Origin of the sequence: Methanolobus psychrotolerans (assembly GCF_002243045.1) — an archaeon.
Lineage (GTDB): Archaea > Halobacteriota > Methanosarcinia > Methanosarcinales > Methanosarcinaceae > Methanolobus > Methanolobus psychrotolerans.
The window spans coordinates 1-13,297 of the sequence record NZ_MBKP01000011.1 but is presented as its reverse complement, the minus strand read 5'-3'; the positions used below and the strand labels follow the sequence as shown (position 1 = coordinate 13,297).

At 38.6% G+C, this 13,297-nt stretch carries 10 protein-coding genes, 1 pseudogene and 1 CRISPR repeat array; of the genes and pseudogenes, 5 read left to right on the top strand and 6 right to left on the bottom strand.

Features of this window, described 5'->3' with window-relative positions; all coding sequences use genetic code 11:
* Window positions 1-58: 58 nt before the first annotated feature.
* Window positions 59-1,268: direct repeats of the CRISPR family, unit length 37 nt; unit sequence ATTCAAAAGCAAGATCCACTAAAACAAGGATTGAAAC.
* A gap of 164 nt (window positions 1,269-1,432) precedes the next feature.
* Window positions 1,433-1,591 (top strand): hypothetical protein, encoded by a 159-nt coding sequence (locus BB781_RS15645; RefSeq protein WP_164997792.1) that lies wholly within the window; start codon window positions 1,433-1,435, stop codon window positions 1,589-1,591.
* Window positions 1,592-1,719: 128 nt separating this feature from the next.
* Here BB781_RS15645 and BB781_RS16405 read toward each other — a convergent pair.
* The 4 genes and pseudogenes from BB781_RS16405 to BB781_RS05750 form a co-directional block, all read right to left on the bottom strand.
* Window positions 1,720-2,349: pseudogene (locus tag BB781_RS16405) on the bottom strand (DUF3800 domain-containing protein).
* 345 nt (window positions 2,350-2,694) lie between these two features.
* On the bottom strand, window positions 2,695-2,835 hold the full coding sequence (locus tag BB781_RS15640; RefSeq protein WP_164997791.1) for a hypothetical protein: 141 nt from the start codon (window positions 2,833-2,835) through the stop codon (window positions 2,695-2,697).
* Between the two features lie 74 nt (window positions 2,836-2,909).
* Entirely contained in the window at window positions 2,910-5,492 is a 2,583-nt protein-coding gene (locus BB781_RS05755; RefSeq protein WP_164997790.1) for a PAS domain-containing sensor histidine kinase, read from the bottom strand.
* 195 nt (window positions 5,493-5,687) lie between these two features.
* Window positions 5,688-6,995, bottom strand: coding sequence for a M1 family aminopeptidase (locus BB781_RS05750; RefSeq protein WP_129582638.1), 1,308 nt, complete (start codon window positions 6,993-6,995; stop codon window positions 5,688-5,690).
* A gap of 258 nt (window positions 6,996-7,253) precedes the next feature.
* Here BB781_RS05750 and BB781_RS05745 point away from each other — a divergent pair, with 258 nt between their 5' ends.
* Window positions 7,254-8,555 (top strand): phenylacetate--CoA ligase family protein, encoded by a 1,302-nt coding sequence (locus BB781_RS05745; RefSeq protein WP_094227551.1) that lies wholly within the window; start codon window positions 7,254-7,256, stop codon window positions 8,553-8,555.
* Window positions 8,556-8,628: 73 nt separating this feature from the next.
* Complete coding sequence (locus BB781_RS05740; protein ID WP_094227550.1) at window positions 8,629-9,477, top strand: methanogenesis marker 8 protein; 849 nt, start codon at window positions 8,629-8,631, stop codon at window positions 9,475-9,477.
* A 49-nt stretch (window positions 9,478-9,526) separates the two neighbouring features.
* On the opposite strand, the gene BB781_RS05735 is transcribed toward BB781_RS05740, so the two are convergent.
* Window positions 9,527-9,955, bottom strand: a complete 429-nt coding sequence (locus BB781_RS05735) for a PaaI family thioesterase (protein WP_242492554.1) — start codon at window positions 9,953-9,955, stop codon at window positions 9,527-9,529.
* 863 nt (window positions 9,956-10,818) lie between these two features.
* On the opposite strand from BB781_RS05735, the gene BB781_RS05730 reads away from it, so the two are divergent.
* On the top strand, window positions 10,819-12,471 hold the full coding sequence (locus BB781_RS05730) for a PAS domain-containing sensor histidine kinase (RefSeq protein ID WP_129582637.1): 1,653 nt from the start codon (window positions 10,819-10,821) through the stop codon (window positions 12,469-12,471).
* Window positions 12,472-12,488: 17 nt separating this feature from the next.
* Here the strand turns inward: BB781_RS05730 and BB781_RS05725 are convergent, their stop codons facing one another.
* Window positions 12,489-12,890 carry a Mov34/MPN/PAD-1 family protein gene (locus BB781_RS05725; protein WP_094227548.1) on the bottom strand — a complete coding sequence of 134 codons (402 nt, stop codon included), beginning with the start codon at window positions 12,888-12,890 and terminating at the stop codon, window positions 12,489-12,491.
* A gap of 225 nt (window positions 12,891-13,115) precedes the next feature.
* Here BB781_RS05725 and BB781_RS15950 point away from each other — a divergent pair.
* The coding region (locus BB781_RS15950) for a hypothetical protein (protein ID WP_207205247.1) at window positions 13,116-13,297 on the top strand (182 nt) is incomplete at its 3' end.

Sequence of the window (13,297 nt, the reverse complement as noted above, 5' to 3'; positions counted from 1 at the left end):
CACTAAAAAAAGGATTGAAACGGTCGTGCAGGATATGAGCAAGTTTCAACTTTCGCGTATTCAAAAGCAAGATCCACTAAAACAAGGATTGAAACCGTCAAGAATGTCCTTGGCCTGAACGGTTATGCCGATTATTCAAAAGCAAGATCCACTAAAACAAGGATTGAAACTAAGAGGTGTTAATATGAGACGAAAACTTTGTAAGTATTCAAAAGCAAGATCCACTAAAACAAGGATTGAAACACGCGGTTGTATGGTTCATGTCACGAAGGGATACAATTCAAAAGCAAGATCCACTAAAACAAGGATTGAAACACGAAATAAATGCTGTTGTCGGAAAACCAGTCGTCATTCAAAAGCAAGATCCACTAAAACAAGGATTGAAACATGTATAACTTCTCATAAACAACATTCACTTTTGAATTCAAAAGCAAGATCCACTAAAACAAGGATTGAAACGAATTTACAACATGAAATGACTCACATAGTCTTTTCATTCAAAAGCAAGATCCACTAAAACAAGGATTGAAACCTCATAGCTACAAAAAGTAACGTTCGTGTTACTACCATTCAAAAGCAAGATCCACTAAAACAAGGATTGAAACAAAATTACTACAGAGGCGCTTAACAGTGTTGGAACTAATTCAAAAGCAAGATCCACTAAAACAAGGATTGAAACTACACGGTTGAATCATTCGCAATTAAAAAACCTTCAATTCAAAAGCAAGATCCACTAAAACAAGGATTGAAACTCTATTATCCCGATACCTGTATCAAGTGATAGACCTAAGATTCAAAAGCAAGATCCACTAAAACAAGGATTGAAACTATGAGATCAATCAAAGAATATGAGGAAGCAGAAGAATTCAAAAGCAAGATCCACTAAAACAAGGATTGAAACTCGATTTCATTTTTAATTTCATCTATATAAAAATCTTATTCAAAAGCAAGATCCACTAAAACAAGGATTGAAACATTAAATCAAACATTTCTAATTCAAACATATGGCATTCAAAAGCAAGATCCACTAAAACAAGGATTGAAACTTAACTCTTTCCGTTTTTATATATGTAGATAATCTAATTCAAAAGCAAGATCCACTAAAACAAGGATTGAAACTCATTTATTCCACCCCATACATCTGTAATTTCATATTATTCAAAAGCAAGATCCACTAAAACAAGGATTGAAACTAAAAATCAAAGGGTTTTCTAAACAATATTGCAGTGTTATTCAAAAGCAAGATCCACTAAAACAAGGATTGAAACTCTGGCATCGATGTGCCACAATTACGGCAATGATGTGCAGTTATTGAAATACGGCGAGATATTTTATAATTTCGATCATTTCCACGTTATTGAGGGTTCAAAACTGGCTTTGAGTGATATTATCCCGTACACTCACTTAGCTTCTCCAAAAACGAAGAATGCACTTGAAGACTTTAGTCGTTTTGTGCGGACTTCAGAGAGTCGCCCGACGAATACGTAGGAGCAAAAACACAATCATAAAAATAGATAACCTGGAGAAAGTGATCGATGAGGATATCCAGGAATTAAAAGGAAAATTGGATGAACTCTACAACTCTGAATGAGCATTCTCCGATGGGCGAGGTGTGAAGATCTCCCTGGAATAAGGTTTAAATATTGAACCTACATAATAGAGATTATACAGGTAAAACCAGTAAGGCAAGTGTACAATGATGTGCACGCACAACAGTCCTTACTGGTACTGGCCATCTTTTTCCTTCAGATTCCATACCTCATAGAACTGAGTTCCTATGGTCAATTGACTTAAATAAGCATCGTTACCGCGTTCTATTTTCTGAAATGCAGCCCATGCTAGTGCATCGGCAAACTGTAAACCTGACCATATACAAGAGTCACTGTGGTGAATATCCACTTTCCATAAAGTGCAGCCGTCTCTAAGTTTTAGTTCGAAGTATTGATCAAAATCATCTCTCAACATCTGCTTTGACTTGGATTTATCTATCCTTATGCACAAATCGCAATCGTTAATTACTATGTTTTTTGCTAGCCAGCCTGCAACATAGTTATACAATTTGTTCCGATCACCGCTTAAAAAGGAACCATAGCATTTCTTTTTGTTCAATGCGATAAAGAACACCTTTGCATCCGGTACATCATTCAGCTTTTAAAGCATGAAGCTGATGAGTTCCGGGCTTGAGCTGTTGGCTTTTATTTCTTTGGCCTTGCTCAGTTCCCTCTTAAACTTGTTTCTTCTCATGTTCTTAATGATTCTATCAAGCGAACTCTCATCTTTTACAACCAAAGCTGACAGTATAAGGTACTTGGACTGTGATCCCAGATCCCCGCTTTCGTCAATATACATATAGAGCATGCTATCGGGTAAAAAAGGTTATTCAATTTATAATGTCCATATACAGAAAGGACAATACACTTAAGGTTTTTCCATGTTACACAGTGTTCTCTTTGCTTCGTCCAACCTCATCAGTAATTGCAAGATCTCCATAATCTTACTTCATTTCAACTTTCCTTTTTATACTTCGGCATCTGAACTCGGAGTATGATACCTTCTACTGTTCTATATGAACAACCTGTCATCTCAGGCGACTCTGTCACCCTTCCAAGAAGGGCAGGATATCAAAGTCCTGGTTTGAGGATCCTTTTGTATACGCTACTTTTGAGGACATTTCCCAGGAAACCATTGATGCTATCAACTCAGCTGCCTATCAAGGTGTATCCCGGGAGTCAGACCCACGAGTTCCCCACATGCGTGGGGATGGACTTGTAGGTAACTGCCTGCGTGGATGAATTTCGCGGGACCAATATCAATTTCAAAAGGTGAGATTTCCAAAGGTGAGATTTCCAAAGGTATGAAAAATAAGTCCTTTCAAACTATTCTTATATCTAAAAAGTTCACTTCATCATTCAAGCTTTCCTCACCGTTACCCAGAAAACACTGCCTTGTCCGGCCGGATTATCCTTAACACCGTACTCACCGCCGTGCAGTTCTATTATCCTCTTGACAATGGCAAGACCAAGACCCGTTCCTTTTATGCCTTTCTTATCGGCACGATGGAAACGGTTGAAAAGGAAAGGTTTATCTTCATTGGAAATGCCAGTTCCAATGTCAGTGACACTGATCTTCCACATATCGCCCTCATCTGAGAAGGCTATTTCTATCCTGCTCTTTTGGGGGCTGTACTTAATGGCATTGGAAAGAAGATTTGCAAACACCTCTTCGATAACAGGATTAACTACAGAATAATATGGTCCTTCTCCAATGATATTAATCTCATGCTCTTTGTTTTCAAGCTGGGTTTTAAAGCTCTCTACCAACATATGAAGAATAAGCACTATATCTGTATTTTCAAAATCGATGTCATCTTCTTTTTGCAGCTTTGCCAGCTTTGTAGCCGTTTCAAGCAGTTCGATAAGCCTGTCGTTATTCTCTCTGACCTTTTCAGCCAGTTTGAGCAGTTGCTTGTCCTCTATAGCAAAAATAAGTTCCTCAGTGTAGCCTTTGACAACACTGGCAGGTGTCAGCAGGTCATGCCTTATAATGTCTGTAAAGAGGTCCTTTAGTTCATTTGAATGCTTAAGCTCACCCGCATATCTCTTTAATTTTTCTTCTCCTTTTTTCCTCTCGGTAATATCCCTTGCAACTGCAAGGATTGCCTGCTCCCCATTATAATCAATTAGCTTTGAATTGAATTCAAGGGGCAGTAAGGAATTATCCTTACACACATTGTACATCTCATAAATAACAGTCCTCTCTTTGATAATACGTTCCGTATAGCCGTCTATCAGAGGTCTTAGTTCTGGCCTTGCCATTTCTTTTGGAGACATTTCAAGTATCTCCTTTTTAGTATATCCTGTGGAAGAAGTAACCGCCCTGTTAACATCAATGAATTTTCCATAAGGCCTGTAAATATAGATCTGATCATCAACATGGTCAAATATTGTTTTAAGTTTCTTCTCTGACTCTACAAGCCTGGCTTCTATTTTTCTGCTCTCAGTAATATCTTCTCCGGAACTAATTACAGCAAACCGTTTACCATTCTCATCCTCAATAGGAACGTCATGCCAGAATATCAATCTCTCTTCACCACTTTTTGTAAGTATCAGGTTCTCGAAATACTGTGGTGGATCGACCTCATTATCTAGTACCTTAATAAAAGCTGCTTTTGTCATCTCCCTTACGCTCTCTGGAAGAAAGTCATCAAACCAGTTCTTACCTATTATTTCCTCTTTTGTGTAGCCAAGGACTTCAGCTCCTTTTTTGTTCACAAAAATGATATTTAAATCCCTGCCAACTATGCCTATGATAGAGCCTGCCACGTCCAGGTAATTCATAAGTCTGTCTCTTTCTTTCTCAAGAAGTTCTTCGTTATGTTTTCTTTCACTTATGTCTCTTATAATAAGAAGTTCAGCTTTCCTGTTCTCATAATCTATCAGTGAACCATTGATCTCAACAGGTATTTCGTTATTATCTTTTGTCATCAGACTGACATGCAATATCATTTGATCAGCTGCATTAGTGTCACACTGGTTAATATACTCAAGAAACTTATTCCTCTCATGTGGGGAAATTAGTTTCAGGTAACTTTTATCAATCACATCTTCAAGGGTAAATCCAGTGATCTCAAATATTTTTGGATTTGCAAATCTGACATTTCCATCCTGGACAATAATGATCCCATCATTTCCCTTTTCCACAATAGTTGAGTACTTGTTCTCATACCCCTGAAGCTCTAACCGGGTCTTTTTTACCTCTGATACATCTTTTGCAACACAGATAAATGCCTTCTCACTACTTCCTTCAAGCGGCTTGCATGTGATGCTCATTGGTATGATATCTCCGTTTTTACACCTATGGTCAAACTCAAAAATTGAACATCCTTTAATGTCAGCATCTTTAAACATTGGTGCTTCCACTAAAGTATCTGAGCATTGTGGCATCAAGTCATTGATATTCATTTGACAGAGTTCTTCTGCAGTGTATCCTGTACATATCTCAAAACGTGTGTTGAAATCAAGTATATTACCATTTGGATCCACAACAAAGATGTAATCTTCAAGTTTATTGCAATAACCTCTCATCCTTTTAAGCAGGCTATTTAAATCATCGATTTCCATGCGTTTTTCAAAAGATGACGAGAACATCCTGGAAAGAAAATGCAGCCGTTTTTCATAGTCACATATCAGATAATTATGATTATTTTCTATACTCTTGTCTGTGATCTTGATCTCAATAAAACCTTTATTTTTTCCATTTATAACGATATCACTGACAAGAACAATTCCAGGTTCTATACAGGGAAACGATTCATACATTTTATCCAGCCAGGCTATTTTAGCTGATACATCCTCTGTTTCTGAAAATATAGCAGGGATCCTCTGTGCAAGCATTTTAAACATGCCTTCAACAGATGCCTGATTTAGTACAGTATCTACTAAATATGCTACATTTTCGATAATATATTCGTTACGTTTTAAGTGTCCGTTCATCTCCCATTTCCCCACGAGTGAATAAGCGGCAGGTGACTTAAACATATACAAGAATGTAACGACATTCCACACTAACCTATCTATGTTATGCTTTAATTAGTTATAAATATATCCGGTTTAATTTTATTTAAGCTTCTATATATTTAAGCTTCTATATAATAAATGGGATAACGGATAGAACAGAACATGCGAGTTTCAGGCATACAGATACGTTTCAATAAAGCTTGTGTCCTGACTTGAAACGGAATTAACAATTGTAAGATAATCTGAATTATCAATATCATCGCCATAGTTTATAAATTTCTGGTTCATAGCCTGTAATGTGTCAATTCCCATGGTATCATACAATGTAAATGTAAGGGCAAATGCTTTCTTATATCCAAAATCCACACGTTCTTCCGTAGAATGATCGATGCTTTGGGGTGTACTCCAGTCCGATAGTGGGAAATCATGTTCATCTTTCAGACTTTCGTATTTCTCAAAGAACCGGTCACGTCTTGAGACTGCTTCTTCCGGTTCTGTTTCACTCATGACTATATATGTATACAGGTCTGCGTATCCTTCATCCATCCACAACTGGTCAAAGTTACAGGCACGTGTCCAGTAATGTGCAAGTTCATGTATGAGTATTCCGTGGTTGGAAGTATAAAGCAGCCAAATTCCGTTTCTGCCTTCATTGTATCCGCCATATCCGCCGGTTTCAGTTATGTTTGCCTGTGTTATTGTAATATTATAATCAGCAGGGTATGCAAATCCCCATTTTTCTTCAAGCAGTGTCAGACTCTCAACTGTCGTGCTCATAACATCCTGTGCCCACTGCTCTTCACCTTCCCAGTACCTTACCTCTATGTCCACATTTCTCTCTTGCAGAGAAGCTGTACCTGTAAGTATCTGGCGTGGCGATACCCTTACAGAATTGACAACATATGATTTATCCCATTTTTGCCCTTTTTCGAATTTGTAGATACTTGAATACATTTTCTCTTCGATCTTATAATCTTCTCTACCGATATAGGTGTCAAAATCCGATGGTACTTCAAGGGTAACTTCTATGTTGTCCCCATATTCACTTAAGGAAAAAACAGCAGTATTCCTGTTTATTTCAAGTTCATAATCTATGTGGAACGTGTAGCTCTCCTCATACCAGACCTTCTGGTTGAAATAAAAGACATAGTAACCATCAGGGGATCTGGTACAAGCCATTGGATTCTCATTGTCATATGCCTCTATGTTCATTGCACCTTCGGGAAGATAATAATTGTAATTGGAGTAATAGCCTCTCCAGAATTTTGTGCCTGTATCATTGTTGAAGAATGTGATTTCTTTGGAGACTTTTACAATTCCTTCATCGGGAACAAGTTTGTAACTGGATGTAATCTCAGTGGAAATAGCATTGCTACCAGCTACTGTTGTGTGAATAGTACACAGAAACAGGATTAAAAGAATTGTTCCTGCAAGTATCCGGTTTTTTAGCATTTTTCCCATCACTATCAATGAGAACATTTGATGTACGCTATTTAATAGGTTATGTCAGGGATTTTGAATTTGTGAACATAAATTTTGGTACTGTGTACATAGAATGATAATAATTCAGTCTAAATTATAAATGTATGTAGGTATTTGCACATATCTATGTTCAAAAATGAATGTCTGTTGATTGCTTTATTACTTGTTTTATCCTTATAGCCTTGTTAACATGTGCCATAATAGCAAACCATTTAAAGATGTAGTCATATGTGAAGTGTTTGCGGAGATGTCCCCATGAGATACTGGCAGCCAAAATACGAGACGATAAAAAAGGAAGAACTTGTAGAATTACAATTGAAACGCTTAAAAAAAACGGCTGCAGCAGTCTATGAAAATGTTCCTTTTTATCGTGAGAAGTTCAGAGAGCTTGGGATCAGTCCGGATGATATCCGGTCACTGGATGATATCAGCAAGTTACCCATGACAAAGAAGACAGACCTGAGAGACAATTATCCTTTCGGGCTTTTCGCTGTTCCCCGGAAGGATGTGGTGAGGATACATGCGTCTTCAGGTACCAGCGGTAAACCGACTGTTGTTGGTTACACTAAAAACGATATAGAAACATGGTCAGATCTTATGGCAAGGAACCTTACAATGGTGGGTCTGGATAACAATGATATTTTCCAGAATGCTGTTAATTACGGACTTTTCACAGGTGGGCTTGGTTTCCATTATGGTGTGGAAAGGATAGGTGCCATGACTGTCCCAAGTGGCACAGGAAATACGTCCAGGCAGCTTGAGATGATGATGGATTTCGGTGTCACTGCAATGCACTGTACACCTTCATATGCTCTCTATCTTGCAGAGACTGCAAAGGAAATGGACATTGTAGACCAACTTTCCCTTAAAGTAGGTTGTTTTGGTGCTGAGCCATGGTCATCCAACACAAGGAAACAACTTGAAAATGCTTTGAACATAAAAGCTTATGATTCCTATGGACTTTCAGAACTCATGGGCCCCGGAGTTGCTTTTGAATGTGAGGAGCAGGATGGCCTGCACATATGGAGTGACCATTTTTTTGTGGAAGTACTTGATGAGAATGGTGAGCAGGTCGCAGAAGGTGAAAAGGGCGAACTTGTACTCACATCACTTTCAAAGGAAGCATTGCCAATTATAAGATACAGGACCGGTGACATCACAAGACTTCTTGAAGGTGAATGTTCATGCGGCCGTACAACACCACGTATATCCAGACTTCTTGGAAGAGCTGATGATATGCTCATTGTCAGGGGCATTAATGTATTCCCTTCGCAGATAGAGAATATCATTGCCAGCATTCCTGAAGTCACAGAGCATTTTCAGGTCATCCTTGACAGGAATGCAAAGATGCTTGACGAGATAACGGTAAAGGTAGAACTTGAGGAAAATGCATTCACCGGAGAATTGAAGGACCTTGCTGCTGTACGCAGGCATGTTGAGAATGAACTCAAGAGCGTGCTCAATATCCGAACCAACGTGGAACTGGCCGAGAGAGGTACGATCCCCCGCTCGGAGGGAAAATCCAAGAAGGTAATCGACAGAAGGAATGCTCTCTGAAGCATTACTATCATTGAATAGTTGAAGATTGATCTGTATTTTGTATTACGATTTGCTATCAAAAGGTGAGAAAATGCCCCATGTAATGGAAATATTAGGAAAGGCCAGAGTTGTTGTAGTGAACGGGGAAGTTGTAGAGGTCAGTGAGCCTCTCATCAGATGGTGTCCTATTTTTGAAAAGGCGCGGGGTATCACTGAAATAACAAAGGAAGAGATCAAGAAGAACATGGAATTCCGCATAAGGGATTTCGGTCTCTTTACAAGCAAACGCCAGCTTGACATGGATATCTTTGTTGGTTTTGGCGCTTCAGAAACCATGATGACAGGACTCAAACGTGCTCTTCTTGATACAACTGTCACAGCCTGTGATGGAGCCGGTTCTGTAATTTCAAATAACCCTGATCTTGTCCAGGGTATGGGTGCCCGAATATCCGGTCTTGTTGAGACAGAACCCATAGATGAGGTCATCAATGGTATAAGTGAGCGTGGCGGGATCGTCCTTGATCCATCAACTGCAAAACTGGACCCTGTGGCAGGTGTCCGAAAGGCTGCTAAAATTGGCTATCGGAAGATCGCTGTGACGGTTGTTTTTCCGGAAACTGCAAGGCAGTTAAGGGAACTTGAAGCCGAACTGGACCTTGAACTGACAATTATCGGTGCACATGTAACCGGTATCAACAGGGAATTTGCAGAGAATCTGCTGAAATATGTGGATATTGTTACAAGTTGTGCATCAAAAAATATACGTGAGCTTGTAAAGCCGCTGGTCCAGGTTGGAAACGCAGTACCTCTCTTTGGGATCACACAAAGAGGAAAGGAATTACTTCTTGAAAGGGCAAAGGAAGTTGATTCTCCCCTTCTGGTAAGTTCTGCGAAGTTGCCTTCATTGCCTGCTGACAGGCAGCCAAAAGAGCTGGTTTGATAAAACAGCTTTTTTAATACTATTGTTTATTCTCTTTGCACGCAGTGCCTTACTCTTCCGGAATTGCAAGTTTATTTTTTTTCCTGTAACCCATTCCATTGAATATGGCCACGATGTCTCCATCAGCGTCTGTAATGTCTACAACATATGTTGATATCTTAGGATTAATGGAGGTCTCCTTCGCTTCAGCATAGAGTGTACCTTCGCTTACGGCTTTTACGAAGGATATATCAGCATTGATAGCAACTGCGACAGTTCCATGTGAATTGGATGCGGCGGCAAATGCCATATCGGCCAGTGTGAAAATAGCACCTCCGTGAACAGTACCTAAGACATTAAGATGTCTTTTTTCAATTTTCATCTCTGCTTTGGCATAGCCTTGTGCTATGAAAGTAAATTTCATCCCTGAGTTTGATGCAAAATTTTCCTGTGAAAAATACCTGTTAATCCCATCTTTGATTTCCATATTTTCTTTCATACTCTTCCTCATCTGAACAATGTATTATTCTGTCTGCTTTATGATACTTAGTTATTGTTAACCATTGTCACATAGATTGTTCGTAAGTAATCAAATAGAATGATTAATCGTGATAAATAGGGAAATCTTTATATGTGATGAAGAGTATGTTTATCATGATAAAACATGACAGAATATCACGTTGATTATAATTCCTACAGTTATAGTACGTTGCTTGTTTCCCTGCTGATAGCTCTACTGACATATTACTCATTCCTTAGCTACCATGGAGTAGTTTAAGATTTAAATTTGTACCACACAAATATGTAAATCTGTCTAACCAAAGGTTAGTGAAGAAAAGAACAAATGGATATCATTATCCATTTGTGACCTTTTCCGCAGGTTTACCTGTAATCCAATGCCGTTGTCTGTTAAGAGAGAGCGTCTGGATCCAAAAAAGTGTTTCTTATTGTTATTTTACTCACAAACCCTATTTACCGCCCGGTATTTCTATTAACTTTTTTGTAAGTGCTGCCAAGAGCGATTCCTTCGTAAATTCGTGTGAGTGCAGATTCTGATTGTACAAAAGACTGCAACAGTTTCTTTGATTCTCTTCTGGAATTCATATTCCACTATTTTATTAATTATAATTTACTGCAACGTGTATATTTTCAAATGGTAAATGAGGCGATATAGTAGTTACCCAAAACCATTGAAAAAACAGATCCTTTTTTATTTTTTATTATTTGCAGTAAACAAGAGTTAATTTTTCACACAAGATGCAAAATATTTATATTACCAAAGGTAATTGCTTAATTAAGTATATAACAAGAATATTGGCAGTTTCAAAAAGATAACTGGTATTTGGAGTCGGGGTGTTTGTATTGTTGGATAAATATTATGTAAATCACATTTTAACTTCAGAAGAATCTGGTGTTCCGGATTCGTTAAAAAGGGAATTATTTCAAAAGACCGCACTCCTATCAGGTTTGCTCCGTTCTGTTCCGGATCTCGTTTTTTTCAAGGATACAGATGGTGTTTTTCTTTCATGCAATGATATGTTTTCCCAGTACGTAGGAAAACCGGCCAGCGAGATAATAGGTAACACGAGTCATGATATCTTTGACCGGGATCGTGCAGATTTCTTTCGCTCAAATGATAGAAAAGTTCTGGATTCAGGTGACTCTTATAAAAGTCTGGAGTGGATCCATCGTGCAGATGGAAGGAGAGTTCTTCTTGAAACCTTCAAAGCTCCCCTCTTTACAGAGAACAATGAATTGATCGGTGTTGTGGGTGTTGGTCGTGATATTACCGAGTGTAAATATGCTGAAATGGAGCTTCAGGACAAAAAGAATGAATTGTTCCAGGTAGTTAATGGCAGTCCTATACCAGCATTTGTCATGAACAAAGAACATGAGATTATCTATTGGAATAAGGCCTGTGAAAAAACAACAGGTATCAAAGCAAATGAAATTATTGGAACGGCTAATGCCTGGATGGCACTGTATGAAGAAAGAAGACCAGTGCTTGCAGATCTTATTGTTGATAACTCATTGAATAGTATTGAGCAACTCTTTGGTGACAAGAAGTTGCAACCTTCTTTTATAGAAGGAGGATATCAGGCTGAAGATTATTTTCCAGCCCTTGACAAATGGCTTCTTTTTACTGCAGTACCTATCCGGGATCATAACAATGAGATAACTGGGGCTATAGAAACTTTACAGGATATCAGTATATCAAAGCAGGCTGAAAAGGCAATTCTTGATGCAAAAATGCTGGCAGAGAATGCTTCCCGCACAAAAAGTGAATTCCTCTGTAACATGAACCATGAACTGCGGACACCCCTGAATCTCATATTAGGTTACTCGGATCTGCTTCTTACAGAGGAAACCGGCGCTCTAAATGAAGAACAAAAACACTTTACAGAAATAATCAGGTTTGCAGGCTCCAGATTTTTGGAACTGGTTGATTCTCTCATCTATATTGCGGAGATAGAAGAGGGAAATATGGAGCTTGATGTTGATATGTTTTCCCTGCCGGCTATGATGTCCGACGTAAAAAGAATGTTAAGTTCAAATGCCCTTAAAAAGGGTGTGAAACTGGAATTCGATATCGAGTCTGAGATCAGTGTAATCTATGCAGACAAATCCAAGATCAAAACCATATTGCATCATCTGATAAGCAATGGGATAAAATTTACTCCGCCAGGTGGGACCGTTTCGGTGGTCGCCAGGCAAAATGAAGGTAAAGACCTTCATCTGATCGTACAGGACACCGGGATTGGCATTTCTGACGAGGGTCAAAAGAAACTGTATAATGCTTTTGTTCAGCTTGACTGGTCCCTTAATCGCAAATTCAATGGAACAGGACTGGGACTGAGCATCGTGAAGAAATTTGTGGAGGCACATGGAGGGAGTATAGGTCTTGAAAGTAAGCCTGGTGAAGGAAGTACATTTGAGGTAATATTACCAATGTCGTATATGGAATCTACCAATACAGTGAACAGTTTATATAATTCTGAACAATTATTGGAATAGTTAATAACAACTCCTGTTTACAACAATTCCTCGTCCTCAAGATCAACATCCAGCACTTCAAGTGAGATCACTTTTCCACTGCCATCAAAGCATTTCCAGTTGTCTGGGCCATAGGGGTGGCCCACTATAATATGATGGTTACCTGTTTTACTGAAAAGTCGTAAATCTGCCTTTGAAGGTCTGATAACAGAACTTGGATGGCTATGAACCGAGCCTACAGCTGAAACATTTGGCAACATAAAAAGTTTAAGGACTGCGTTTACTTCACTGGACTCGGTGCCTGGAAGTATTAGAATATCTGTTATAATGCCATCCTTTGCCTGCAAAAGCCCTGCAAATTCGTTAGGGTATGTGGACTTGCTGACTTCAAGTACGAAACTGAGCGTTTCTCTTGCAATACCCTTTATTGTTGCATTCATACTATGACCTTATCCACAAGGGTACATATAACTTTACTGAAGAAACAAAGTAATCCGGAAAAGATATCAAATTTCACTGACAATATGGTAGTGTCTCAAAATGAGACACACATGTAATATAGATAACAATTGAATACAAGAGCGAACCTATCTTATAATATATTGGTTTGTGCATTCACCCTACATTCCCGCTTACTCATAACGTGTCCATAAATTCCTCCTTTGATGTGCCTTAAAATCTCCAAAACCTCTTCCATATCGGAGCGAAAGCTTTATCATCGTTATGTATCATATGTAATACATAACGAGGAACTGATACACATGACTGCAATTGTCTATCAAACAGACAACCGATCCGGGATAACCTATGCCTATGAATCCGTATCATACTGGGATAAAGAAAAGAA